This is a genomic window from Rhodococcus sp. MS16, from assembly GCF_013277795.1.
Classification (GTDB): domain Bacteria; phylum Actinomycetota; class Actinomycetes; order Mycobacteriales; family Mycobacteriaceae; genus Rhodococcus_F; species Rhodococcus_F globerula.
The window spans coordinates 152535-177986 of sequence record NZ_VBTM01000008.1; the positions used below are offsets into that span (position 1 = coordinate 152535).

The 25452-nt window shown below is 60.3% G+C and carries 19 protein-coding genes, 1 rRNA gene and 1 riboswitch; of the genes, 6 read left to right on the top strand and 14 right to left on the bottom strand.

Translation table 11 applies throughout. From position 1 onward, the window contains the following. Nucleotides 1-37 precede the first annotated feature (37 nt). The gene (locus FEZ60_RS20070) at nt 38-1138 is read right to left on the bottom strand and encodes an LLM class flavin-dependent oxidoreductase (RefSeq protein ID WP_095888577.1); all 1101 of its coding nucleotides are present in this window, start codon (nt 1136-1138) and stop codon (nt 38-40) included. A gap of 300 nt (nt 1139-1438) precedes the next feature. On the opposite strand from FEZ60_RS20070, the gene FEZ60_RS20075 reads away from it, so the two are divergent. Continuing rightward, the gene (locus tag FEZ60_RS20075; protein WP_033236007.1) at nt 1439-2440 is read left to right on the top strand and encodes an MBL fold metallo-hydrolase; all 1002 of its coding nucleotides are present in this window, start codon (nt 1439-1441) and stop codon (nt 2438-2440) included. 84 nt (nt 2441-2524) lie between these two features. Here the strand turns inward: FEZ60_RS20075 and FEZ60_RS20080 are convergent, their stop codons facing one another. From FEZ60_RS20080 to FEZ60_RS20100, 5 genes are read right to left on the bottom strand one after another with little or no spacing between them, the layout of a single operon-like run. Beyond that, nucleotides 2525-3499 carry a TauD/TfdA family dioxygenase gene (locus FEZ60_RS20080; RefSeq protein WP_172936843.1) on the bottom strand — a complete coding sequence of 325 codons (975 nt, stop codon included), beginning with the start codon at nt 3497-3499 and terminating at the stop codon, nt 2525-2527. A 54-nt stretch (nt 3500-3553) separates the two neighbouring features. Further along, nucleotides 3554-5254: an ABC transporter ATP-binding protein gene (locus tag FEZ60_RS20085; RefSeq protein ID WP_172936844.1), complete on the bottom strand. Its 1701-nt coding sequence runs from the start codon at nt 5252-5254 to the stop codon at nt 3554-3556. Between the two features lie 33 nt (nt 5255-5287). Beyond that, nucleotides 5288-6142: an ABC transporter permease gene (locus FEZ60_RS20090; RefSeq protein ID WP_033236003.1), complete on the bottom strand. Its 855-nt coding sequence runs from the start codon at nt 6140-6142 to the stop codon at nt 5288-5290. Continuing rightward, on the bottom strand, nt 6142-7098 hold the full coding sequence (locus FEZ60_RS20095; protein WP_033236002.1) for an ABC transporter permease: 957 nt from the start codon (nt 7096-7098) through the stop codon (nt 6142-6144). The genes FEZ60_RS20090 and FEZ60_RS20095 overlap by 1 nt, the downstream gene beginning before the upstream one ends. An 8-nt stretch (nt 7099-7106) precedes the next feature. Further along, on the bottom strand, nt 7107-8711 hold the full coding sequence (locus FEZ60_RS20100; RefSeq protein ID WP_172936845.1) for an ABC transporter substrate-binding protein: 1605 nt from the start codon (nt 8709-8711) through the stop codon (nt 7107-7109). A 378-nt stretch (nt 8712-9089) separates the two neighbouring features. Between FEZ60_RS20100 and FEZ60_RS20105 the strand changes: the two genes are divergently transcribed. Then, complete coding sequence (locus tag FEZ60_RS20105) at nt 9090-9515, top strand: nuclear transport factor 2 family protein (protein WP_172936846.1); 426 nt, start codon at nt 9090-9092, stop codon at nt 9513-9515. 3 nt (nt 9516-9518) lie between these two features. Here the strand turns inward: FEZ60_RS20105 and FEZ60_RS20110 are convergent, their stop codons facing one another. The 3 genes from FEZ60_RS20110 to FEZ60_RS20120 all read right to left on the bottom strand — a co-directional run bounded on the left by FEZ60_RS20110 (nt 9519) and on the right by FEZ60_RS20120 (nt 12458). Continuing rightward, entirely contained in the window at nt 9519-9764 is a 246-nt protein-coding gene (locus FEZ60_RS20110; RefSeq protein ID WP_033235999.1) for a hypothetical protein, read from the bottom strand. 80 nt (nt 9765-9844) lie between these two features. After that, nucleotides 9845-11212, bottom strand: coding sequence for an NtaA/DmoA family FMN-dependent monooxygenase (locus FEZ60_RS20115; protein ID WP_033235998.1), 1368 nt, complete (start codon nt 11210-11212; stop codon nt 9845-9847). A 19-nt stretch (nt 11213-11231) separates the two neighbouring features. After that, nucleotides 11232-12458, bottom strand: coding sequence for an LLM class flavin-dependent oxidoreductase (locus tag FEZ60_RS20120; protein WP_172936847.1), 1227 nt, complete (start codon nt 12456-12458; stop codon nt 11232-11234). 89 nt (nt 12459-12547) lie between these two features. After that, nucleotides 12548-12661, bottom strand: a riboswitch (SAM riboswitch). A gap of 301 nt (nt 12662-12962) precedes the next feature. On the opposite strand from FEZ60_RS20120, the gene FEZ60_RS20125 reads away from it, so the two are divergent. Beyond that, nucleotides 12963-14489: a stealth family protein gene (locus FEZ60_RS20125; protein WP_172936859.1), complete on the top strand. Its 1527-nt coding sequence runs from the start codon at nt 12963-12965 to the stop codon at nt 14487-14489. A gap of 6 nt (nt 14490-14495) precedes the next feature. On the opposite strand, the gene FEZ60_RS20130 is transcribed toward FEZ60_RS20125, so the two are convergent. Next, entirely contained in the window at nt 14496-15413 is a 918-nt protein-coding gene (locus FEZ60_RS20130; RefSeq protein WP_095888563.1) for a phosphodiesterase, read from the bottom strand. A 319-nt stretch (nt 15414-15732) separates the two neighbouring features. Between FEZ60_RS20130 and FEZ60_RS20135 the strand changes: the two genes are divergently transcribed. Then, entirely contained in the window at nt 15733-17103 is a 1371-nt protein-coding gene (locus FEZ60_RS20135; RefSeq protein WP_033236112.1) for a dicarboxylate/amino acid:cation symporter, read from the top strand. 58 nt (nt 17104-17161) lie between these two features. Here FEZ60_RS20135 and FEZ60_RS20140 read toward each other — a convergent pair whose 3' ends face one another. Further along, a complete protein-coding gene (locus FEZ60_RS20140) occupies nt 17162-18256 on the bottom strand; it encodes an alpha/beta hydrolase family protein (RefSeq protein ID WP_052683660.1) in 1095 nt (364 codons plus the stop codon). A 120-nt stretch (nt 18257-18376) separates the two neighbouring features. Beyond that, nucleotides 18377-19471 carry an alpha/beta hydrolase family protein gene (locus FEZ60_RS20145; RefSeq protein WP_172936848.1) on the bottom strand — a complete coding sequence of 365 codons (1095 nt, stop codon included), beginning with the start codon at nt 19469-19471 and terminating at the stop codon, nt 18377-18379. 110 nt (nt 19472-19581) lie between these two features. On the opposite strand from FEZ60_RS20145, the gene FEZ60_RS20150 reads away from it, so the two are divergent. Together FEZ60_RS20150 and FEZ60_RS20155 are read left to right on the top strand one after the other, a co-directional pair. Beyond that, nucleotides 19582-22803: a DEAD/DEAH box helicase gene (locus FEZ60_RS20150; RefSeq protein WP_172936849.1), complete on the top strand. Its 3222-nt coding sequence runs from the start codon at nt 19582-19584 to the stop codon at nt 22801-22803. A 112-nt stretch (nt 22804-22915) separates the two neighbouring features. Continuing rightward, entirely contained in the window at nt 22916-23491 is a 576-nt protein-coding gene (locus tag FEZ60_RS20155; RefSeq protein WP_033235982.1) for a TerD family protein, read from the top strand. 69 nt (nt 23492-23560) lie between these two features. On the opposite strand, the gene FEZ60_RS20160 is transcribed toward FEZ60_RS20155, so the two are convergent. Further along, entirely contained in the window at nt 23561-24877 is a 1317-nt protein-coding gene (locus FEZ60_RS20160) for a plasmid pRiA4b ORF-3 family protein (RefSeq protein WP_172936850.1), read from the bottom strand. A gap of 325 nt (nt 24878-25202) precedes the next feature. Then, nucleotides 25203-25319, bottom strand: a 5S ribosomal RNA gene (gene rrf, locus FEZ60_RS20165). Nucleotides 25320-25452: the final 133 nt, after the last annotated feature.

Sequence of the window (25452 nt, forward strand, 5' to 3'; positions counted from 1 at the left end):
ACTCGTCGCAGCGTCGGACCTGACTACGCTCACCTGCTCAGTCGACTGCGGTGAAACCCTTCGCCCGATCCTCGTCGCCGACGCTCCACAGGTTGGTCGACACTTCCGCTTTCACGAGGGGAATCACTTCTTCGGCAAAACGGCGCAACGTGTCCTTCTGCTGCTCGAAGTCGAGGACGTGATTGACGGATACGGACTGGAAGTCGTGACCGTAACTCTCGTAGTAGTCCAGGATCTTCTCGGCGACGCGCTCCGAGGAGCCCACCAAAGCGGGGCCACGGTCGACGGCTTCCTCGATGGTCCGGAAGCTCGTGGACTTACCGACCGCTTTGGGGTCGTGCTTCCGCTTGTCTTGCTGCGCGACAGCGCCCTCGTAGAGGGGACGGAATTCCTCCACGGCTTGTTCGGTCGTGTCAGCGAGGAACAGCCCACCCGAGCCGGAGCCGACGTACGCACGGGAGGGATCGTGGCCGTGAGCGAGATACTGCTCGCGGTAGTGGTCGATGAGCACCTTGTAGTTCTCGCGGGGCTGGAGTGCATTGGCCGTGACGATGGGATCTCCCCACTTCGCTGCAAGCTCCACTGCCTCGAAGGAGGTCGCGGACCCGTGCCAGATGCGGAAGGGCCCGTCGTACGGACGCGGTAGCGTCGTTGCGTCCTCGAGGGAGGGCCGGTGGGTACCCACCCACTTGACGTTTTCCTCGCTGATCAGCAGTTTGAGGAGTTCGTAGTTCTCGGTCAGGTATTCGTACTGCTTGGAGATATCGAGTCCGAGCAGCGGGTACTGCAGCACCTCGTTTCCCTTGCCGATCACGATTTCGAGGCGCCCGCGGCTGAGCTGGTCGATGGTTCCGAAGTCCTCGGCCACCCGAATCGGGTCCAGCAAAGACAGGACGGTGACGCCTGTCGAGAGCAGAATTCGATCTGTGGCCTGCGCAATTGCACCCAAGATCACCGTCGGCGCAGAGGACAGCACCGGGCCGGCGTGACGCTCCCCCACCGAGAAGGAGTCGATGCCCAGCTCTTCGGCGAGAACGGCGAGTTCGACCACGCGATTGAGTCGGTCAGAGGGTGCTACTTCCTCTCCGGTCACTGGATGGGGTGGGTTGAAGATGATGTCCAGAACCTGAAAACGCATGACCCGTCTTTCTCGAGACCGCCGCACGGCGCCTGTCCCTCGACACGCTAGTTCGCTTGCCTCCAGCGAACCGCCGTGGCAGCGCAACCCTCAAGCCGGAAGAACAACGAAACATGCACTGCTTCAACAGTTCTCCACAAATACCGACAAGTAGGAAGGTTAAACTCTCGCCGATCCGAAATGCACTCCGACGGTCACACATTCCCGTCAGGTAGGACCTGCGTCACGGGCTAATCGAGCGCACGGTAAACATGAAGGACATAGAAACAGATTCCTTAATCGGTAAACGAGGTACTACAGATGAACGGTGCAGCTGCCATCGGCGATGGCATATTCCAGATTCCGGTGCCCATCACCGACAACCCACTCGGCGCAACGCTGGTGTACGCGATGGAGTCCCCGAACGGCCTGATCCTGGTTGATGCGGGTTGGGACGACGACAACGGCTGGCAGGGCCTCAATGCCGGGTTGGCGGAGATCGGTCATTCGGTCACCGATATCGAAGGCGTTGTTGTGACCCATTTCCATCCGGATCACACCGGGTTGTGTGGTCGCGTGCGTGAGGCGTCGGGTGCCTGGATCGCGATGCATGAGGACGATCACGACCTGTTCAACAAGATGGCCAGCAGCAAGGGCGAAGAGTGGATGGCCTACCAGCTGTCCAACATGGCCAAGGCCGGAGCCCCGGAAGCTGATCGCGAAGCATTCCGGCAGGCAGCCGACGGAAACCCGCCGACGAGCGCGGACTCCGCTCCCGACAGGATCCTCTCGGACAACGAGATCATCAGCCTCACCGGTCGAGGACTCCGCGTTGTCTACACACCAGGCCATACCCCCGGGCATGTCTGCTTCTATCTCGACGACGCAAACGTCATGTTCACCGGCGACCACGTCCTGCAGAAGACAACGCCGCACGTCGGCAACTTCACGTACCCCCTCGAGGAACGCGACGCCCTGGCCGATTTCTTCGCGTCTCTACGACGCGTCCAGACCATGGACATCACGCGTGGACTCGGCGCACACGGCATCCCCATCGACAGCGTGGGTGGTCGCGCAGGTGAGCTGATCGAGCACCACGAAGAACGCCTGGATCATCTGCTCGAGGCATTCGGCGATCAGAAGCTGACCGTGTGGGATGTTGCGGCACATATGAAGTGGTACAAGCCGTGGTCGGATATTTCTCCGCTGGGCAAGACCATGGCACTGTCCGAGGGTGCCGCACATTTGCGTCATCTGGTTGCGCGCGAGCAGGTTACGCAGGTTTCCGATACGGAACCGGCACTGTTCGCCCGTACGTACTGAAATGACCTGAACGCAACGAAGCGCGTTTGGTGACCGCACAATCGGCCACCAAACGCGCTTCGTTGTCAGACGCTCTACATCAGATCAGTTCGCGGCAAACCCGGGGAGCCGCTCGATGTCCGCGACGATCGAGAACTCGGACGCGTCGCCCTTGATGATGCGGCTGGATTCGCCGTGGACGTCCACCGGCACGTCCCCGGCCAACGTCACTCGGTGCACGCTGCGCGCCTGGGTTCCGTAATCGGAGACGCCGTAGTGCTGGGTGGCCTGGTTGTCCCAGATCGCCAGATCCCCCGCCTCCCAGGCCCAACGAACTGTGTTTTCCAACTTGATAACTCGTGCCTGCAGCAGCTGGAACAGCGCAACCGACTCAGACGGCTTGAGTCCGACGAACTCCTTCACGAAGTGGCCCAGAAGCAGGGTCTTCTCCCCCGTCGCCGGGTGGATACGAACCACCGGATGTTCCGTTTCGTAAATCTCGCGAGTGAACTCTCCGTAGTTGGTGACCCGCTGCGAACTACCTTGCTTCACTTTGTCGACTACCTCGGCGTAGTCGTACGCATTGGTGTGCACCGCACGCAGATTCTCGACCAGAACCTTCAGCGAATGCGGCAACTGGTTGTACGCGGCCGTCGTGGAAGCCCAGGTCGTTGCTCCGCCGTACTCGGGAATTGTGGTGGGGCGCAGGATCGATGCCTTCGGGATACGGTCGATGAATGTGACGTCGGTGTGCCAGCTGCTGGCCGCACCGTCGAGTACCAACAGCTTGTTGTCGGCAGACTTCAGCGTCGGGTGGGTGGTGGTCTGCGTGCCGAGCGTGCCGGCAAATTCGTACTGCGACGCGTCGTCCAGATGCTGCTGCCCGCGGAAGAAAACAACCTTATGGGCGGCGAGAGCGTAGTTGATTGCGTACGCGGTCTCCGCGGACAGATCACCCGAGAGATGAACGCCGTCGATACGTGCGCCGATCAGCTCACCCACCTTGTGGACGGTGATTCCGCCTGCGGCGTAGATCTCTTCAGGGGTGAGTGCGACGCGTTCGAGTTCGGTGATAGACATGAAATTCTCCTGTGAAGTGAGAGTGAAGGGTTGTGTGTCGTGCGAGCGGATCGGTCAGACAGCAACAGTCAGGCTTGGCTCCACTCGAGTAGTTCCCCGTCCTTCGCGCTGGCGCAGCGGGTCCGGAAGCGGCACCGCTGCAACCAATCTCCTGGTGTAGTCCTGGCGCGGTGAGCTGAATACCTCCGCAGCGGGGCCCTCTTCGACCAATTCCCCGCTGCGCAGCACCGCTACCCGGTCGGCCACCTGATGGACGACGGCCAAGTCGTGGCTGATGAACAGGCATGCGAACTTGTATTCCTCTCGTAGGTCGGCAAATAGTGAAAGAACGTCGGCTTGGACTGAAACGTCGAGCGCACTGGTCGGCTCGTCGGCAACCAACAGTCGTGGTCCGAGTGCGAGTGCTCGCGCCAGCGCCACCCGCTGGCGCTGACCACCGGACAGCTCTCCCGGTGCCCGGTGAGCAAATGACTTGGGGAGACGAACGGATTCGAGCAACTCCTCGACCTTGTTCCGAAGCAGGGCCCCGGTAGCAAAGCGGTGGACTTCGAGGGGTTCACCGATGCTCTGCCCGACGGTCCGCCGGGGATCGAGTGACGCCGCCGGATCCTGATGGACAAGTGCCATACCCTTACGCAGACCTCGAAGATTCGCTGCGGATATCGTGCCCAGGTCGGTTCCGTCGAAACTCACGGTGCCACTGCTGGCCCGAATGGCACCCAGCGCGCTGCGCCCGAGAGTTGTTTTCCCCGAGCCCGACTCACCGACCAGACCCACTACTTCACCAGGCCGCACACTCAGGCTCACCTGATCAACAGCCCGAAACGCCTTGTTACCCAGACGGGCCGGGTACACGATCGAGACGTCGTCGAACCGGAGAATGGGCTCGGTGAGCGCGCGCTCGACATCATCGACCAGCGCAACTGCTGGTTTGGCGTGCTCGGCTTCCGGCAGCCGAGGCACCGCTGCCAGTAGAGCCTGCGTGTAGCTCGCCCGCGGTGACGCAAACAGATCGAAAACCGACTGCTGTTCCACCACCTGACCGGATTTCATCACCAGCACGCGATCGGCGATATCCGCAACGACTCCCATGTTGTGTGTGATCAGCAGAATCGCCGTCCCCGACCGATCGCGCAGATCCCGCAGCAACTGCAGAATCTCGGCCTGCACCGTCACATCGAGTGCAGTCGTCGGCTCATCTGCGATCAGCAGATCCGGCGAGCCCGACAGAGCCAGCGCAATAACTACTCGCTGCTTCTGACCGCCCGACAGCTGATGTGGATACCAATCGACCCGACGCTCCGGTTCCGGAATCTCCACCATCCGCAGCAGTTCGACGGCACGGGCCCGAGCGTCGGCCCGGGATATCTTGCCGTGCGCCCGCAGAACCTGAGCAATCTGCCACCCCACCTTCTGGACGGGGTTGAGTGCGGTCTGGGGTTCCTGAAACACCATTGCGGCGCGGGTGCCGCGCACCTTGTTCAAGGTTGCCTCGTCAGCTCCGAGAACCTGCTGACCACCGAGTTCGATCGAGCCGCTTGCCTGAGCCCCTTCCGGCAGCAAGCCGAGGACTGCACGCGCTGTGAGCGACTTACCCGATCCGGATTCTCCGACCAGAGCCAGAATTTCACCCTGTGCCACTTCGAGATTCACCTGATCGACAACGGTGGTTGATTCACGTCGGCTATCCGCGGTACCGAACCGGATCACCAGATCCTCGATGGCGAGGACCGCCTGCTGCTTTACTGCGTTCATGCTTGTGTCCTTGAAGTGGTCGTTTAGGCGGCGTCAGATCCGACGGGCTTTGCCGAGCGCCTGGGCGATCAGGAGGAAACTCAAGACCAAGGCGGAGACGATGATCAGCGGCCCGACGGCATAAGCGGGATTGACGTCGAGATTGGGGATGGCGTCAGAGATGATGGACCCCAGTGACGGATCCGGCGGTCGCACACCGATACCCAGGAAGCTCATCGCACTTTCGGCAAATACGGCCACCGACATCGACAGGGCAATCTGCACGCTCAACGGTTCGACCACGTTGGGCAGCACATGTTTACGCAGTACCCACCAACGGCCGGCCCCGATCACTTCCGCCGATTCCACGAACGGTAGCTCACGAACTTTCAGCACGCTGGTACGTACGAGCCGCCCGAACATAGGGATCTCGGCGGCCACGATCACCGCGACCACCGGAAAAATACCGGGACCGGTAATCGCCACCAGCGTGATCGCGAGAATCAGCAGCGGAAAAGCAAGGATCACATCGAAGATTCGTTGCGCGATGACATCGGCAACCGGATTGATGCTAGAGATCAAGCCGGCAAGCGAGCCGATGATCGCACCCAACGGCACCGCGACAAGCACGATGACCAGGTTGATTCGGATGCCGTACAGCGAGCGAGTGAAGACGTCGCGGTTCACCTGATCAGTGCCGAACCAGTGTTGTGCGCTGGCGCCCAACAGGTTTGCGCCCTCGATCTGTTCGTTGGGTCCGTAGTTCGTCAACAGCGGTGCCGCGATGCCCGCCGCTGCGATGACCAGCACGATCAGGACACCCGCAAGTCCCTGGCCGTGAGTCAGCGCGTCACGAACCGGGTGCGAACGTCGAGTCTGCGTGTCCTGGCGTTGATCAACGACAGTCATTACTGTCCTCCAATGCGGATACGCGGATCGAGGTAGGCGTGCACGATGTCTGTCAGCAACTGAATCAGCACGAAGATCGTGACCGAGAGCAGCAGAAGCACCTGCACCACGGGGTAGTCGCGCCGACCAATTCCCTGCTGAATCAGTTGACCGATTCCCGGCCAGGCAAAGATGGCCTCGACCAGCACGGCTCCACCAAGGAGATGCCCGGTCTGAATTCCGAGGACAGTCAACATGGTCGGCAGCGCGTTGCGTAAAGCGCTGCGGGTCACCAGGTTCCAGCGCGTGACTCCCGCAGCCTGAGCGGTGATCACATACTGCTGCGCCATCTCGGTGCGCAGGGCCTCCGAGAGAAATCTGGTCAGAGCGGCTGTGACCGGCAAGGCCAAGCACAGTGCCGGAAGCACCAAATACTGCAGCGTGATGTCGGGGCGAGCCAGGTACCCGCCCGGAGGAACACCACCGGAAGGCAGCACCGGGATCAGCACCGCAAACACCAGGACCAGTAGAACACCCGTTACAAAATTGGGCAGCGCGACAGATAGCGTGTTGAGCACGTTCACCACACTGGTCAGCCACTTCTTCGGCCAGACCACCACGGCCACACTGAGAATCAGGCTCAACGTTACCGCTAACAGCAATGCGCTGCCGGCAAGCACCGCCGTATTGCCCAACCCGGCCAGCACTAGATCCGAGATCTGACCACCGAGGACAAACGACCGACCCAGATCCAACGTCAGAACGTCGCCGATCCACGACAGGTACTGAGCGGGGACCGACTTGTCGAGACCAAGCGAATGACGAATCGCCTCAATCGCTTCCGGCGTGGCGTCGGGACCGGCCAGCGCCAAGGCCGGATCACCGGGAACCAGTCGCATAACCGAGAAAATCAACAACGATGCAAGAAAGAGAACTACCACCGCCGACGGTAGTCGGCCGACAACATAGCGAAACATGTTCTCCCCTAGGCCAGGAAGGTGTTGGCGAACTGCGGCTGACGGCCCTTGGTCCACGCAAGATCATGCACGGTGGAAGCAGCCGATACCTGCGGAACCACCACACCGATCTCGATCAGGAACAGCTCTTCCAACAGTTGGGTGCCGAGGTCCGCGTACAGCTTCTTTGCAGCGTCGCTCGAGCCGTCGGGCACCTGCCACGCTGAATCGGCGGCCGCGGAGTATGCCGGCGAACTGAACTTCGACGCATTGTGCGCGGCATTGAAAGGGTAGGCGCTGACGGTCAGCGTCGACGGAACATACTGCGCAAAGGTGTGACTGGTCAGCCACAGCCCCTTGAACTCTGCGCCGATCAACTGCTTGAAGAAGATAGTCGCCTCGACTGGGTCCAACTCGACGCGAATTCCCGCTTCAGCAAGATTGGCCTGCACGATCTGGGCTGCCGCTTCGAAGTCCGGGCTGGCACCGGTGTACGTCAACGGAATGGTCGGCAGTGTTCCCACCTCACTCACCAGTGACCGAGCCTTGGCGACGTCACGCGTATACGTGGAGTTCTTGGCCGCGTCGTATGCGGGCGACGACTTCGGCCACGGCAGGTTCACGGCGTAGCCTGCGTCGCGGTACACCTCACTCATGATGCGATCCCGATCGATGGCATACGCCACGGCTTTCCGGGTTCGTACATCGGTCAATCCCTCAGCCGTGACGTTGGCGCCCAGATACGTCTGCAGTTCCGCCCCGTCGAGAGCTGAAGTTGCGAAACCGCTTGTCTTGCCAACTGTCTGAGAATCACGGAAGGTCAACGATCCCGGGGCGACGAGCGCAACCTGGCCTGATTTGAGAGACGTCAGACGGGCTTGTGAATCGGGGACGATACGAGCCTCGACGCGGTCGAGGAAGGGACGCTCAGCAACCCAGTAGTTCGGATTGCGATCGAAGGAGATCGAGCTGTTCGGGGTGCGCGAGGCGAAGACGAACGGTCCTGTCCCGATGAAGGATTCACCGCTGACCGCCTTGTCGAAGGTCTCCGAGTCGAAGATCGGCGCCAGATCCAGGAGGTCGAAGATGTTTCCGGTTCGGTGTGCGAGCGTCAGCACCAGTTTTTTCGGATCCGAGGAGTCGTAGCCGGTGATGGCGGCTGCTGTGCTGCGCAGCTGCGCGGAGAACTTGGGATCGGCGTACGTACGCAGCGAAAACTCCGCATCCGCAGAGGTGAACGGGCGGCCGGTGTGGAAGGTGACGTCGTCGCGCAGATTCAGTGTCAACGTCAGACCGTCGTCCGAGAGCTTCCAGTCCTTGGCGAGAAGAGGTTGCGGCACTACGGAATCGATCGGGTAGCGGGTCAATGTCTCGAAGACAAGCCCGGAGATGGTAGTGCCGGCAATTGTTGTGCTGGTCAAAAGAGCAGATGGGCTGACATCGTCCGGAATTGCCAGGGTGAGCGTGCCGCCGCGCACTGGTTCCACCGATTCCCCTGCATCGGAACGCTGTTCACCAACAGCCGAGGAGCACGCGGCCAGTGAGCCGGTACCAAGAATTGCGAATGCGGCAAGAGCGCTGCCACGGAAAAAGGCACGGCGATCAAGCCCGGCCGTCGGAAATGACGAGTTCACGGAGGTGTGGTCCTTCGTATGAGGGTGCGCAGCGACGCGCGCTGAGCGCGGCACGCAAAAGGGAAAGTGGTCGTCCTGGTGGCCTCGAAGAACCCGAACCGTGAAGTTCAGTGGGCAATGAGGGCTACACCAGCCGGTGTGGCGCTGAAGAAGTCAGCGCAGACATCGCAGAGGGACGGACACGGTAAACCTTCCGGTCAGATTCAAGGCACTTGCCTTCGTGAACACACTTAATCATTTCCCCTTATGTTGGGGAAATAGTTGGACTCACGGTGATTCGAACTCACGAATAATAGGCCCGCTCAACGAGACCGGGCCCACTATTCCCAGCTCATCGCGGTAGCGTCCGGAAGGTCCGCCCTAATACCAAGGAGACAGATGCAGCCCGAAAGCCCAGCCGAGCAGATCCGAACCACACTCGCGCGGATCGCCCACCTCGCCGATACGGGAGCAGTCGACGATTACGTCGAACAATTCACTCAACAGGCCGAGTGGACAATGCCGGCCAACCCCGACCGCGGGTTGCCGCTCCAGGTACGACGCGGCCGCGAGGAAATCGCTGCCGGTGTTCACGAACGCCGCGCTGCGGGAATCCAAGGACCGGGCACCTTCACACGCCACGTCACCACCGCAATCGCCGTCGAGATCACGTCGGACACTTCGGCCCGCGCCGAAGCGGTGTGGACGTTTTACGTCGACACTGCCACGACGCCTCGTCTCAGTGGCGTCGGAAGTTACGCAGACGAGTTCGAACTCGAAGACGGTCGCTGGCGATTGTCACGGCGCGTCATCGCTCGCGGCTGACGGTCAATCCTCTTCACCGGTGATCGACTCACACCAGTCTTCGACCTGGTCGATCCCCTCCTCCGTCCACTCCGGGCTCTGATCCTCCAAGGCATCGAAGACACTCTCGCAGGTCAGCGTGTTCGGCAGGCTATCCGAGCCCGGAGCAACCGAGCCCTCCGCGGACGCTTGGGCAGACGCTTGGGCAAGGGGACCGGCAACCAGTGCAACTGCCACTGCGCCGGCTCCGACCAGGCTTTTCACACGCATGGTCTTCCTCCTCCAGGACTGTCGACGTTAGGTGCCGACGTTTTCGGAGTACCCCGATCCCCACGCGCTATTCGCCCATGTCATCGCGGCGCCACAAGAGCACGATCAGCCGGAATTGCCAGACCAAGGTTGTCTCGTAGCGTCGTTCCTTCGTAGTCGGCGCGCAGAACGCCACGATCCTGCAGCAGCGGTACTACGTCGTCGACAAACTCGTCCAATCCTGTTGGTACAAGGTGCGAACCGAGGATGAATCCATCCGAACCGTCGTTCTGCACAAACGAATCGATCTTTTCGGCAATCTGTTGCGCAGTACCGACTATCGGCCCGCGCTCGAACTGATCGATCACGACCTCACGCAGATTCAGCTTCTTGTTCTCGGCCACAGCGCGCAACTTCGCGACGGTCTCGAATCGGTCCTGATGGATGAATGCCCGTCCTTGAATGATCGGGGATGCTTCGGGATCCGGTGCGATATCAGGTAGCGGTCCTTCCGGGTCGTAACCCGAAAGATCGAGATTCCAGATCTGCTCGAGCAGGATCAACGCAGTCTGGCCTGTTACTTGCTGATCGCGAATGTCACGGTACTTCTCGATAGCATCAGCCTCGGACGTGCCGAGCACAAAGCTCGCCGACGGCAGAATCTTGATGTCACCCGGATCACGCCCGGCTGCAACAGCACGGGTCTTGATGTCCCGATAGAAGTCCGACGCCTCAGGCAGTTGCCCGTACGGCGAGAAGATCGCGTCGGCATTGCCGGCCGCAAAATCCCGCCCCTGCGGCGAGACACCAGCTTGAAGAATGACCGGGCGACCCTGCGGACTGCGCGGAACAGTGAACCGACCGTTCACATCGAATTGTGATCCGTGGAAAGCGAATTCACCAGCCTCTACTCGCGCGAGGAAACGACCGGAATCCTTGTCTGCGACGATGTCGTCGCTGCGCCACGAATCCCAGATTTCACGGACGAGTGCGACGGTTTCCTCGGCGCGCTCGTACCGCTGCGCGCGATCGAGGTAACCGCCGCGACGGAAGTTCTGCCCGGTGAAGGCATCGAACGACGTCACGACGTTCCAGGCCGCACGGCCACCGGACAGTTGATCGAGTGTCGCGAACTGTCTGGCCAATTCGTACGGTTCGTTGAACGTCGAGTTGATGGTGCCGGCCAATCCGAGGTGTTCGGTTACTGCCGCCAATGAGGCGAGCACCGTGAAGGTATCCGGCCTGCCGATGATGTCCTGATCGAAGATCTGTCCCGCGCGTTCGCGAAGTGCCAGTCCTTCTGCCAGGAAGAAGAAGTCGAATTTTCCGCGCTCGGCGGTTCTAGCGGTGTGTTCGAAGGAGTCGAATTCGATCTGGCTGCCCGCCTGCGGATCCCACCACGCCGTGTGATGGTTGACGCCGCCCAGGTAGGCACCCAAGATGACCTGCTTACGCTGCTGAGAACTCATGAAAGTATTCCTCGTCTGTTCAGGCAGCCGGAGTGCCGGCGGCGTAGCGGTTGGGGACGTCGATCGGCAATCCGAGAAGTCCGCGAAGATTCGTATCTGGATACGCGGTACGGAATACGTTGCGCTTCTGCAGTTCTGGTACCAGCCCATTCACAAGCGTGTCCAGATCGTCCACGGCAACACCGGGTCGCAAACGGAAGCCGTCGATCCCCAACTGCTGCCAGCGGAGAAGGTGATCGGCCAATTCAGCCGGCGTGCCGGTGAAGATCAGTGCATCAGAGCGGTACTGGGTACCCGACGCATCGTCGAGGCGTTCGAGTCGTTCTCGACCCGATTCCCCTGCTGCATCGAAGAACACAACAATGTCGCCGTAAACCCGGAGCGGTTCACCCGAGCGCTCCACCCGTTCCTGCGCCGCACGCACTTCGGCGAGAATCAAGGGCACCTGACCATCGTCGAGAGGAGTCACAAACACCAGATCGGCTGTTCGAGCAGCCAGCTCGTACGGAACGCGCTGGTGCGCCAACGCTGCGATGATGGGCTGCCCCTGCGGCGGCCGCGGAGTGACCGACGGTCCACGGACGGATAGGTACTTGCCCTCGAAGTCGATGTAGTGCAACTTGTCTCGATCGATGAATCGTCGTCGCTCCACGTCACGAATTTCGGCGTCATCCTCCCAGCTGTCCCAGAGACGCCGAACCACGTCGACGGCCTCGGCTGACTCGTCGAACAGATCACGCACGAAATCGGGAAGGTTGCCTGATACCAGCAACGCCCGATCATCTTCGGTCAACGCGGGGATATCGCGCCGGCCGAAATGCGTGGCCTCCGCTTCGGACGCTGAGACTTTCACCTGCCACCCAGCGCGGCCTCGCGACGTGTAGTCGAGCGTTGCAACAGCTTTGGAGACATGGAACGGCTCGGTATGCGTCGTGGTGATCGTCGGAATCAATCCGATATTGCGCGTCACCGGTGCCAGCCTGGCCGCCACGAGATGCGCGTCCAGTCGAGCGCGCACACGATCGACCGCGTCACCGACGGGCTCGAATGGGTTGCCCGGCACGGAGAGGCTGTCCTCGATACTCACGAAGTCGAGCAGACCGCGTTCGGCTGTAGTCACGAGATCTGTCCAGTACGACGCGGTGAACAGCTCACTCGGACGCGAATGGGGTTCTCGCCAGGCCGCCGGGTGCCAGCCGGCGCCGTCAAGCGCTACGGCGAGGTGGATGGGAAGGGTGGAGGTCATCGGCTTCTACTCCTGTTCGAGGACTACTCGGGAGCGCACAGTGCCGGCCGCAGAACCGTCAGCCCTCTTTCACTGACGGGTAGTGCCGCAACTGCCGCTTGCGACACACACCACGCGTGTCGCCAGGTGTGATCCCGGGGCACCCCATCGGCATGAAGGGTTGCCGTCCAGCTAGCCGGTCCTTGTCGCTGGAACTCTGCACCTACCGTGACGGTATCGGTAACAGCGCTTGGTCCCTATGAACCCGAGATGCCAGAAGATGGCGGAAACCACGCGCCACCTGCCACAACCGACACCCAATCCTTTTCACTCTCGAGGATTCGAATTCGCGTGTCGGTACCGAGTATGCGCAAACTCCCCACCAACACGAATCGCTCTAATTCCCGACTAGACTGGCACCACGCCGCCACTGTGCGTCCTGTCATCGAAAGGCACGTCATCACACAATCTCCCGCTCCGCACGACATCTACTTCGTACCCCCGGAGCAGGACACCACTGACACAGTGAAACCCGTCTCGTCCTCCGTGCGCGCTCGATTGGAGGACCGTCCGGAGACTGTGCGGTTCAAGAATCGGTTTGCCCTCCCTATCGTCACCACAACCCCGCTCGAAGCGATGATCGAGGACCTGCTGTTCATCCGCGATATTCTCGACGCGGCCGGTGTCGAATACCTCCTCGTACGCGGAAACGACGAACGAGCAGTCATCGCGGTCAATTGGGCCAACCGTAAGAAATTGCGCCGCGCGCTGATCGACGGATGCCAGAACACACCCTTCTATTCGAAGACTCTCGACGCGAAGAAGAGTCCGGCGCTCTTGATCGCCGACGGCGCACTGTCCACCACACCAAAAGCCCGCATTTTTCGACTGTTTCGGCCGCGTGTTCATCTGGCGAGTGGCCTGAACTACGGCGCGAATATCGGACTTCAGATCGAATTGTGGTCGATGTCCGACACCGAGATCGTTTTGCCCATCGAAAATTCACTGACCAGGCGGACCGTGCGTCCGGAGGAAGCAGTTCGTGGAACGGTGGCGCGTTTCGGCCGTGTCTGGCCGACGATCGAGAATATGTTTGCCGCCCATGCGTCGGACATCAATTTCGACATCGACCTCGTCTTTTCCTGGGTCGACGGTTCTTCTGCGGAATTTCAGGCGCAACGCGCACTTCGGATGCAGAACTACATCGTCGGTGAAGGTGACGAATCCGCAGCACGATTCCGTCAAATCGACGAATTGAAGTACGCACTACGGTCCGTGCACATGTACGCGCCGTGGATCCGAAGAATCTTTGTCGCCACCGATTCCGATCGTCCGGCCTGGCTGGCCGACGATCCTCGGGTCACTTTCATGCCCAGCGAAAAGTTCTTTGCCGACCCGTCTGTACTGCCCACTCACAATTCTCAAGCAGTCGAATGCCAACTGCATCACATACCCGGACTCTCCGAACATTTCCTCTATTCGAACGACGACATGTTCTTCGGCAGATCCGTCGGCCCCGACATGTTCTTCTCGCCCGGTGGAATCAGCATGTTCATCGAGGCGGATACGCGAATAGGATTGGGACACAACGACGACGATCGCAGCGGATTCGAGAATGCGGCTCGGGTCAATCGACGTCTACTACAAGAGCGATTCGGATTGATGACAACTCGGCACCTCGAGCATGCCGCCACCCCGCTACGCAAAAGTGTCATGGCGGAAATGGAACGCGAATTCGCGGACGATTTTGCGGCCACCGCTGCGAGTACCTTCCGCGCAAGCACCAACATTTCGGTCACCAATTCGCTGTACCACTACTACGCGCTGATGAGCGGCCGCTCCGTCGTACAGAAGTCGGCTACCGTCAAATACGTCGACACCACTGTCAAAGCCGGTTTGCGACAGATGAATTCACTACTCAAAGACCGTTCGATGGATTTCTTCTGCCTCAACGACGGTAGTGAACCGGAAATCGATCTCGAACTACGTACCCGTAAGGTCACCGAATTCCTCGAGAACTACTATCCCGTCAAAGCGCCGTGGGAGGCCTGACGCATACTACTGCGCGACGGCAATATCGCTGTGCTCACCGATGCGAATGCCTGCGTCCGCCAGACGCGCCGCAGCGTCGCGGGCGCTGACGGCCTCACCCACCGTATCGTCGCGGACAACGTCGTCGCGCTCGAGCGGCACTACCGAATGAACAATCGTGTCGGCGTACACGTGGACGAGATTGCAGCCTTGTGCGCTGTCTCGGCCACGCTGTCCGCCGACCGCTACGTTGAGGTCCTGGGTGTAGCAGGCCGACGATGCCACAGATACGGGGATTCCCGCGAACGTCGCCGTCGTCGAGTAATGCAGGTGGCCCGCGAGAATTGCCCGCACGTCACTTCCCCGGAGCACTTCGGCCAACCGCGGCTGATCTCGTAGTTCGACCAGCACAGCCAGATCCTGGATACAGGGAATCGGCGGGTGATGAAGGGCGAGAATCGTTCCGTCGGGCGCTGAAGTCGCTAATTGTGTTCGCAGCCAATCCAACTGGGCGTCGCTGATCGATCCGTAGTGGTGGCCGGGAACAGTGGAGTCGAGCGTGATGATGCGGAGGCCGTCGATGTCGTAGACCCGATCGACCGACCGGGTCGACGGTGACTCGTTCAACAACCGCATCCGGAAGTGTTCCCGATCGTCGTGGTTACCCATCACCCAGACGACCTCGGCACCAAGTCTGCCTGCCACCGGTTCCACGATCGATTTCAGCGTCTCGTACGCGTCCGACTCCCCTTTGTCGGTGAGATCGCCGGTGAACACCAACGCCCGCGGACGCGCCCCTGACGCCTCGACGCCGGCAAGAATCTGCCGCAGTCGAGCTGTCGCGTCGACGGCGCCGTACAGGTCCCCACCCTCGACGAGGTGCGTGTCGCTTATATGCACCAGGAAGTGCTTCGGACGTGGATATTCGGCATGTCGAACGCTCATCGGTCTCTCGCTTCCGCTAGCCGACGCGCAGGTACCGGTGCACCTACCGAACCTCGACAGTAGTCATCGAGTCTCCGGCCCTCGTTCACGCACACCCATGGACCGCCCGGAATCATCGGTAGTTGAAGCTGCGAGTAGAGTCTTCGCAGTGTTGTTCCTGACCTCTCGACGCTACGTCGACCTTCGCCTGCAGGCGAGCGCAATGTGTCCGCGCTCGGCCTGATAGACGCGTACCAGGAAACATTTTCACGAAACCCCGCCTGAACTTCTTCACGGCGTGCCGCGTTTCGATCTCTTCAATTTTTTGAAAGGCATTGTCATGCCCAGCTCCACCTCTACCGGCGTGCCGGAATCAAAAACCCGGTTCCCCTCGTGGGCAACGTCATTCGGACCTCAGATTGTTGCCGGTCTGGTTATCGGTGTCATTCTCGGTCTCGTTGCCCGCGCGATGCCTGACGCCGCAGACGGCAATGTGAACTGGCTCGTCGGAACTGTCCAGACCATCGGCAGCAGCTACGTCAAACTGCTGACGGTCGCGGTCATTCCGCTGGTGTTCACCGCCATCGTCAGTTCCATCGCAAACCTGCGTCAGGTTGCCAATGCCGCTCGATTGGCTGTGCAGACTCTGTTGTGGTTCGCGATCACGGCATTCATCGCGGTCATCATCGGCATCGTCGTCGGCCTGATCACCGATCCAGGTTCACGTACCGACGTTGCCGTCGAATCTGCCAAGGAACCGAAGAGCTCCGGATCGTGGTGGGCGTTCATCACGGGCCTGGTGCCGAACAACTTCCTCGGTCTGGGTGCCAAGACGTCAGTCACCGAAGGTGTCGCGACAACCTCACTCAGCTTCAATGTTCTGCAACTGCTTGTCATCGCAGCGGCAATCGGAATCGCGGCGCTCAAGGTCGGCGCCAAGGCAGAGAAGTTCCTCGAGTTCAACGCTTCCCTCCTGGCAATCATCCAGAAGGTGCTGTGGTGGATCATTCGTCTCGCGCCGATCGGCACCGCCGGCCTGATCGCCACCGCCGTCGCAACCTACGGCTGGGACGCCATCGGATCGCTCGGTGTATTCACCGCCGCGGTCTACATCGGTCTGGCGATCGTGTTCTTTGTCGTCTACCCGGCTCTCATTGCTGCACACGGCCTCTCGGTTCGGAACTTCTTCTCCGGCGTCTGGCCTGCCACTCAACTCGGCTTCGTTTCCCGCTCGTCGATCGGCACACTCCCACTGACCGAACGCGTCACCGAGCGCAATCTCGGCGTGCCGCGCGAGTACGCGTCGTTTGCCGTGCCGCTGGGTGCCACCACGAAAATGGACGGTTGCGCCGCAATCTATCCCGCAATCGCCGCCATCTTTGTTGCCGGCTTCTACGACGTTCCGCTCAACTTCACCGACTACCTCTTGATCGTTGTCGTGTCGGTTATCGGTTCGGCCGCGACCGCTGGAACTACCGGCGCAACAGTCATGCTCACCCTGACGCTCTCGACACTCGGACTGCCGCTTGCCGGCGTGGGCCTGCTGCTTGCCGTCGAACCGATCGTCGACATGGGCCGTACGGCCGTCAACGTCACCGGGCAGGCACTCGTCCCGGTGATAGTGGCCAAGCGCGAAGGCATCCTCGACACGGCCCGCTTCAACGCGCCTCGCAACGGTAATCCGTTTGCCGAAGAACTCGTCGACGCATAATTCGGCCACACCAAAAGATGTCCCCGCACCGCGATCGGTGTGGGGACATTTTTTCTGGTCAGATACCGAGCGCCTTGGCCAAAGTTGGCCACGCTTTGGGGAAACGCTCACGCCAGTACGGCCACGAGTGCGTGCCGGTCGGTTCGTAGTCGATCGTGGCATCGATACCGAGTGCGGTGAGACGCTGGTCGAAAGCCTTGGTACACATGTGTGCAACCGCCTCGATACTGCCACCGACGACCAGACGATCGGCCAAATCAGGCGTCTGCAAATTTTCGTTCTCGCCCGCCACGCCCGTCGCGACGGACAAGTAGATTTCCGTTCCGCGGAGTTGCTCGGCATTGAGGAGCGAATCGTGCGCTTCCCATTCCGGCCCGCCTGGAATCCCCCACATGTTGTCGGTGTTTCCGCCGCGCGACGTGACCGTCGATTGGATGCTGGCGCGCCCCCAGGTGTCCGTGGTCGAGTAGCACCCACTGAAACCCGCCACACCTTTGTACAGGCCCGGATTTCGGTGGGCGAGCATCATCGCACCCTGCGCGCCCATCGAAATGCCCGCAATTGCATTGACGCCGTTGGTGTTCAATCTCGCGTTCAGGAGCGAGGGCAACTCTTTCGCAATGAACGTTTCCCACTTGTGCAGTCCAAGTGCCGGATCCTCGTTCTCCCAATCCGTGTACATGCCGGCCTTGCCGCCGTTGATCATCACGACGTTGACGTTCTTGTCGGCAAAGAAATCCGGCGCGACGCCGTACCGCACCCACCCACTGGACTTCTCCTGAGCGTCGGCACCATCCAGGAGATAAAGGGTAGGTCTCGGCGCAGAGTTGTCCGCGGGAAGGATAACTTCGACGCCGACGTCACGTCGCAAGGCGGGAGATGCCACCGTCAGCCGAACGGACTGCGGTCCAGTCACGTTCTCTCCGACAATTGCGGGGGCCGTAATGCCGTCCAACAGTTGTGCTGGTGCCCCTGGGTCGCCCTGCATGGACCCGGGCACAGTCGAACCGTATTCCAACGTCTCGAGACTGTCGGAGATCGGCGTCGCGCCTACCGAAGTGATACCGAGCACCTGCAGTCCGAACACACACGCAGTGGTTACAACGATTCCCGCCCGCCTCACGGGGGTGAGCGGGGTCAGGCACTTCGACATCAGGCTCCCAAACAATTAAATACAGTCATTTGAAAGATACCGTGTAATTCGGACACACTCACCCGCTGGCCCATCGCACCACGCCTGATCAGCGGCGAAACGACAGCTGCGCATGTATCGTCAAACACCCAGAGCCTTCGACAGCGTCGGCCACGCCTTCGGCAAGCGCTCACGCCAGTACGCCCACGCATGGGTGCCGTTGGGCTCGTAGTCCACGGTGGCGTCGATATCAAGTGAACGCAATCGCTGATCGAACAACTTGGTGCACACCTTTGCGGCAGCCTCGATCCCGCCGCCGACAACCAGCCGCTCGAGCAGTTCCGGCGTCTGCAGCGTTTCATCCGCCCCGGGGGCGCCGTTGGCAGTGGAGATGTAGATCTCCTTGCCGCGCAGGCTTTCTGCGTTCAACACGGAATCATGTGCTTCCCACTCGGGCCCACCGAGCTCTCCCCACATATTGGCCGGATCACCGCCGCGCGAGGTAATCGTCGCCTGCACGCTGGTTCGGCCCCAGGTATCCATCGTCGAATAGCAACCGCTGAACACCGCGACGCCGCGATACAGATCCGGATACCGATGAGCGAGCATCATCGCGCCCTGCGAACCCATCGACGTCCCGGCGATTGCATTGACGCCGTTGGTCCCGAAGTGAGCGTCGATCAACGGTGGCAACTCCTTCGCGATGAAGGTTTCCCACTTGTGCAATCCGAGCGCCGGATCCTCGTTCTCCCAATCCGAGAACAAGCTCGCTGATCCCCCGTTGATCATGACGACATGGGCATTCTTGTCAGCAAAAAACGCGGGGGCGCCGCCCATGGTCACCCAGCCGTTCGAGCCCTCACCACCGTCGACGCCCTGCAGCATGTAAAGCGTCGGGCGCGGAACCGAGTTGTCGGCCGGAAGTAGCACCTCGACACCCACCTCGCGCTTCAAGGCCGGCGACGCAACAGTCAGGCGCGACGCCTGCGCTCCGGTGTGCACTTCACCCACAATTGCCGGTGCCACTATGTCGTCGCGCAGAACTGGAAGCGGTCCGGGATCATCCCGAAATATCTCGGGAACACTCGATCCGAAATCGAAACTTCCGATACTGCCGGTGCTCTGCTGCGCGTTGGCCGTACCGGCACCGACCAGCGGCGCGGTCGCGACACACGCCGCGATCAGCGCGGCCCCGAGCTTCCCAATCCGCGCACGCGTGTTCACATGGACATTCATCCAGACTCCCAATTTCTAATCCGACAAAGTGAACATACCGTCCAGTTTAAAATCGGCGGTCATTACCGCTGTTTCACAGCGGTGTCGGACTCGCGGATTAGGGTGGAAAGATGCAGCCGGAATCAGTCCTCGACCTGGACCAAATCCGCGCTGTAGTCGGCACAACCACATTTCAACGCGGACTCGACTATTTCCGCCAAGGAGCCGTTCGCGAATTCGAGTGGGACGAGGCGACCCAGACTCTCGAAGGCGAGGTAATCGGCAACGAGGAGTACGTATCTACGGTCTTCCTCAGCCGGCGCACCCATAACAACACCACCAACGTCGCCACGATCCTCCGTGGCATTTGCACGTGCCCGGTGCGCATGAACTGTAAGCACGTCGCTGCCCTGGTCATAGCTGCCGCGGCGAGGTCCTCACAACCACCGGCGCCCAAGAACTGGGAAGACTCGATCCGGGCGTTACTTCGGCCGAATCCTGTCGAACGAGGCGCCAGTGATCTTGGCATTCAATTCACTCTGCGCACCAACGGCCCACGAAACCAACTACTGGTCAAACCCGTGCAACCAGGCGCGCGGGGATGGATTTCCGGGGGCCTCGCGTGGAACAAGCTGGGCAGCTTCCACCAACACCCGGCGCAACACATCCGGATACTCAATGACATCCACCTACTGATCAGTGCCAGGACGGCGTACCGCCACTACAACGCCACCGATTTTGATCTGTCGGACTTCCCCAGTCCCGGCCTGTGGGCGTTGCTCGCAGAGGCGCGCAAGGCCGGCATCCCACTCCTCCATGCCAAGCCGAGCCTCGGACCAGTATTGATCGATGACGGAGTGGACGTGTGCATCGACGTGACGCATGGTCCGGACAACGGACTTCAAGTCACACCGCGCCCATTTTTCACGAACGACGGCGAGAGAACATCAGAGCCAACCCCACCGATCTGGGGAACAATCGGTAGCACTGTCCACGGCATCTACGCAGTCGACCACGACGGCAGAATCCGGTTGGCACCGCTGAACACCTCCGTCTCCCCCGCCCTCAAGGACTTCATCAACGCAGGCGACGCCATCGAAGTGCCGGCAGAACACCGCGAAACCTTCACCTCCCGCTTCGCGGTCAGACTCAGCTCAATTGCCGACATCGTCTCCAGCGACAATTCGTACGCGTCACCCGAGATCAGCGGTCCGGTCCTTCACCTGCGAGCGAAGTACGGCGATGATCATCGTGTCGACCTGACGTGGGAGTGGCACTACACCATCGGGAACGATCGATTGACCGTAGGCGTGGGTGAACATCCCGGGTCACTCGACGGCCGCTCTCCAGCCAAGGAACAATCCATCCTCGACACCGTGAGCCCCCTGTTCGGCCCCTCCGACACCACTCGGCCACACACGCGAGAACTGGTCCACGGTTCATTGGCGGGCCTGGACACGATGCGATTCACACTCGATGTCCTTCCGTTGCTCCGTGACCATCCGGACGCTGACGTCACCATCGACGGGACACCAGCCAACTATCGCGCCACCGATGATTCGCTTGTCATCGGGCTCTCCACCAGCGCTTCGCCGGACAGCGCCGGATCGGACTGGTTCGACCTCGGGGTCACCGTCAACGCCGACGGCCAAGAAGTACCCTTTGCCGACATCTTTGCCGCCCTCAGCATCGGCGCCACCGAACTGCTGTTGCCCGACGGCGCATACTTCAGCCTCGACAAACCCGAACTCCGTGAACTGCAACGCCTCATCGCGGAAGCACGCTCACTCCTCGACCGCCCCAACGGACCGCTGCGAATCAGCAAGTTCCAAGCCGGCCTCTGGGACGATCTCGCGTCGCTCGGAATCGTCGAACATCAAGCAGCGCAGTGGAAAAAGCAGGTCGACGGGTTGCTCACCCATGCCTCCATCGACCACGTGGATGTCCCGTCGACATTGCTGGCCACACTGCGTCCCTATCAGGTCGACGGATTCCGGTGGCTCAATTTCCTTCTGGAACACGGACTCGGCGGAATACTGGCCGACGACATGGGGCTCGGCAAGACGCTTCAAACACTGGCGATGATTGCCCGTGCACGCCAATCCGATCCGGTGGCACCACCTTTTCTGATCGTTGCCCCGACCAGCGTTGTCTCCAACTGGAAATCCGAAATAGCCAGATTCACACCAGAACTCAGTACGGTCATCGTCACCGGGACACTCAAACGACAGAACCTCGATCTCACCGACATCGTTATCGGCGCCGACATCGTCATCACGTCGTACGCGTTGCTCCGCCTCGACTCCGACGCCTATTCTGCCAACAGTTGGTCCGGCCTCATCCTCGATGAAGCCCAGTTCGCAAAGAACCACAAATCCAAAGTCCACCAGTGCGCCCGAAAACTCGAGACGCCGTTCAAACTCGCCATCACCGGCACACCTATGGAGAACAACCTTTCCGAACTGTGGTCACTGCTTGCGATCACGGCTCCCGGACTCTTTCCGAATTCCGCCCACTTCACCGAGCTGTACCGTCGGCCGATCGAAAATGGCGGGGACACAGAGCGATTGGAACAACTGCGCCGACGTGTCAAACCGTTGATGATCAGACGCACCAAGGAGCAGGTGGTTCGCGACCTACCGGCAAAGCAAGAACAAGTACTCGAGATCGACCTCTACCCCAAGCATCGCGCGCTCTACGACACGCATCTCCAACACGAACGCCAGAAGATCCTCGGCTTGCTGTCCGACGTCGACAAGAACCGTTTCACCATCCTCGCGTCACTGACACTACTTCGCCAACTCAGCCTCGACGCCTCACTGATCGACGACAAGCACGCCACGATCCCGTCAGCCAAAGTCGACGCACTTCTCGAGCAATTGGACGACGTCATCGCCGGCGGACACCGCGCCTTGATCTTCAGTCAGTTCACCGGTTTCCTCAACGCCGTTCGCCGCCGCCTCGACGCCGATAACATCGAGCACTGCTATCTCGACGGCAGCACGCGCGACCGCGGCGACGTGTTGGAAAAGTTCAAAACCGGTGCTGCGCCAGTGTTTTTGATCAGTCTCAAAGCAGGTGGCTTCGGGCTCAACCTCACCGAGGCCGACTACTGTTTCATTCTCGATCCGTGGTGGAACCCCGCCACCGAAGCTCAAGCCGTGGACCGAGCACATCGCATCGGCCAAACCAAGAACGTGATGGTGTACCGCCTCATCGCAAAGGACACGATCGAAGACAAGGTGATGGCTCTCAAAGCCAAGAAATCCGCGCTGTTCGCCAGCGTGATGGACTCCGACGAGCTCCTCAGTTCCACTCTGGGCTCCGAAGACATCCGTTCGCTATTCGAGTAAACGCCAGGCTTGTCCCACCCCGTAATCTCGGGGAACGGTATGGTTATTTGTGAACGGACAACACAGAACTCACGAATGCGGATATCACCACATTCGAACGAGAGGAACCTGAATGGGCGTCACACTTGCCAAGGGCGGCAACGTATCTCTGTCGAAAGCAGCACCCAATCTGACCAAAATCGCTGTCGGACTTGGATGGGACGCACGAAGTACCAGTGGCGCTGACTTCGACCTTGATGCCAGTGCGTTGGTCACCGGCCCGGAACGCAAGGTACTTTCCGATCTTCACTTCGTGTTCTACAACAACCTACGGTCCCCTGACGGTGCCATCGAGCACACCGGCGACAACCTCACCGGCGAAGGCGACGGAGACGACGAGGTAATCAACATCGACCTCCCGGCGGTACCGCCCAACGTCACCAACATCTTCTTCCCGGTATCGATCCACGACGCCGACGCGCGCCTCCAATCCTTCGGCCAGGTCACCAATGCCTACATTCGCGTGGTCGACCTCTCCACCGGATCAGAGCTTGCTCGCTACGACCTGTCCGAAGATGCGTCCACAGAGACAGCCATGCTCTTCGGTGAGGTGTACCGGCACAACAACGAGTGGAAGTTCCGGGCAATCGGCCAGGGATACGCGTCAGGCCTAGCAGGCATCGCCCGTGACTACGGCGTCAACATCTGACATCGCGCCACGAACATGGGGTCCGAGCCTGAATCAGGCTCGGACCCCATGTTCGTTCCAGCGGTACTTTTAGCGCTGAAGGACTGCCCGCGCAAGATACTGCGCCCAGGGCATATCCGACGTCGAGATCATCCCTACCAGGTCGTATCCAATCGCGCCGACCAGATCGAGAACCTCGATCGTGGTGCCGGCAGACTTGCCCGGAATCGCGGGCTCTGCAACCAACGCCGGGGACGATCGGATCTGGCCAAGAGTTCCCGCAACAAGGTGATGTCGATCCGACGGCTCCAGCCCCGCGGCAACAGCGAGCAGGACAAGAAGTTCAATCGCCCGCGCAGGTCCCGCCGACGCAACGGGAACCCCGTGGACAATGCAATTCCACAACACGTCTGCATCTGCACTCGCTGAACGCCCACGGCGAGTCAGGACAATCCGGCCCTTCAGCTTCCTGGCCAAACCCCAGCTTCGGAGCAGCACAAACAAACGCTGAGCCTTGGGAAGATTAACCGGCTCGAGTTCCGGCTGGTCCAGCGCCGCGTCGACCGTCGACAGAAATGACTCGACATCGATTCCATCGTCACCGATCAACGTCAACAACATCTGAAGCCGCGAGCCCACAGCAACACGTATCTGCAACGAAGACTCGGACCGATCATCGAGTCGCGCCATCGCAAAGACGTCATGCAACTCAGGTGCGCTAGCCGGCGCGAGCAATTCGAAAAGATTCCAGATATCGAAGGTGCGTGGGAACGACGCGATAGCGGACTCGCGCGCCACCGTTCCGACACAACGAGCCAATCGCTCGTTGACCTCCTCCAACACAAACTTATTCGGCTCGAAATCGGTTTGTGCCCACTCCAGAGTCCACTCCCGAGAGCGCAATTCCTCGGAAAGCAGCACCCTCAATAGTTGCTCGAATTCTTCAGGTCCCGCACATTCTTCGGGCGGGCACGCACCAACGCCTTCGATGCACACCGCGGGTTTGTCCGCGGCCTCGTCGTCAACCGATTCGAGAGTCACAGAATGCCGCCACGCACCGGCTCGTCCGTACCGGTACTGGATCATGTCACCGGGAGATATCAGAACTTCGTGAACGTGGACCTCGTTCTCGGCGACTGCGCTCTGGCCGCGGCTACGACGATCAGCCACACGATTACGCGGAGCGTATTCCAGAAAATCACCAGGAAACCGTGTGCCGATCTTCCGCCACGAATGTCCATGCATATCGTGCCAACCCATTGCCCGTTGAACTACGGCATGGAAATCGTCGAGCGTGAAATCGGAATCGACAATCAACCGCCGCGATATCTGCGTGGACACCTCTTCAAGCCGAATCGAGATTCGTAGACCTGCCGGCAATGAACCGCGCTGTGCACGCGAGTTCATCGAGGGATGTTCGGGCACAGCGGGAGTCTGCTGTGAAGCAGCGGGTTCTTGCTGATCCAATCCTGTCGGCACAAGTCGCAGGTGCGAGCCACTGGAGTTGCGGAGGCCAACCATAGCTGTTCACTATGCCACGAACTACTGACATCCCATGAGCTTTGTCGTCGCTACGTACCCTGTTTGCGGAGTTTTAACCCGCCAGTGATGGTGCGAACGGTACGTTCGGTCGATCCGAGGCGACGGGTGTACCGTTCGCTCGATCGCGGGGGTGTTTCGGGGACACGAAAAAGCCCCCAACCGGTGAAGGTTGGGGGCTTTCTCAAGTTGTGTTCGGCGGTGTCCTACTCTCCCACACCCTGTCGAGTGCAGTACCATCGGCGCTGAAGGGCTTAGCTTCCGGGTTCGGAATGGGACCGGGCGTTTCCCCTTCGCTATGACCGCCGTAACTCTATGAAACTGTCACAGTAACCTCACTTTTTCGATCACCATGTGTTTCACCACCCGTCAACACCAATGTTTCTGGTGTTGGGGGATGGAGAAAACAAGGTTCTCTCAAAAGGTATCTGTGTGTTGTTTCA

Bases quoted from the DNA above. Each gene is read 5' to 3' on its own strand.
- FEZ60_RS20070 (WP_095888577.1), bottom strand. From the start codon at position 1,138: ATGCGTTTTCAGGTTCTGGACATCATCTTCAACCCACCCCATCCAGTG.
- FEZ60_RS20075 (WP_033236007.1), top strand. From the start codon at position 1,439: ATGAACGGTGCAGCTGCCATCGGCGATGGCATATTCCAGATTCCGGTG.
- FEZ60_RS20080 (WP_172936843.1), bottom strand. From the start codon at position 3,499: ATGTCTATCACCGAACTCGAACGCGTCGCACTCACCCCTGAAGAGATC.
- FEZ60_RS20085 (WP_172936844.1), bottom strand. From the start codon at position 5,254: ATGAACGCAGTAAAGCAGCAGGCGGTCCTCGCCATCGAGGATCTGGTG.
- FEZ60_RS20090 (WP_033236003.1), bottom strand. From the start codon at position 6,142: ATGACTGTCGTTGATCAACGCCAGGACACGCAGACTCGACGTTCGCAC.
- FEZ60_RS20095 (WP_033236002.1), bottom strand. From the start codon at position 7,098: ATGTTTCGCTATGTTGTCGGCCGACTACCGTCGGCGGTGGTAGTTCTC.
- FEZ60_RS20105 (WP_172936846.1), top strand. From the start codon at position 9,090: ATGCAGCCCGAAAGCCCAGCCGAGCAGATCCGAACCACACTCGCGCGG.
- FEZ60_RS20110 (WP_033235999.1), bottom strand. From the start codon at position 9,764: ATGCGTGTGAAAAGCCTGGTCGGAGCCGGCGCAGTGGCAGTTGCACTG.
- FEZ60_RS20115 (WP_033235998.1), bottom strand. From the start codon at position 11,212: ATGAGTTCTCAGCAGCGTAAGCAGGTCATCTTGGGTGCCTACCTGGGC.
- FEZ60_RS20120 (WP_172936847.1), bottom strand. From the start codon at position 12,458: ATGACCTCCACCCTTCCCATCCACCTCGCCGTAGCGCTTGACGGCGCC.
- FEZ60_RS20130 (WP_095888563.1), bottom strand. From the start codon at position 15,413: ATGAGCGTTCGACATGCCGAATATCCACGTCCGAAGCACTTCCTGGTG.
- FEZ60_RS20135 (WP_033236112.1), top strand. From the start codon at position 15,733: ATGCCCAGCTCCACCTCTACCGGCGTGCCGGAATCAAAAACCCGGTTC.
- FEZ60_RS20140 (WP_052683660.1), bottom strand. From the start codon at position 18,256: ATGTCGAAGTGCCTGACCCCGCTCACCCCCGTGAGGCGGGCGGGAATC.
- FEZ60_RS20145 (WP_172936848.1), bottom strand. From the start codon at position 19,471: ATGAATGTCCATGTGAACACGCGTGCGCGGATTGGGAAGCTCGGGGCC.
- FEZ60_RS20150 (WP_172936849.1), top strand. From the start codon at position 19,582: ATGCAGCCGGAATCAGTCCTCGACCTGGACCAAATCCGCGCTGTAGTC.
- FEZ60_RS20155 (WP_033235982.1), top strand. From the start codon at position 22,916: ATGGGCGTCACACTTGCCAAGGGCGGCAACGTATCTCTGTCGAAAGCA.
- FEZ60_RS20160 (WP_172936850.1), bottom strand. From the start codon at position 24,877: ATGAACTCGCGTGCACAGCGCGGTTCATTGCCGGCAGGTCTACGAATC.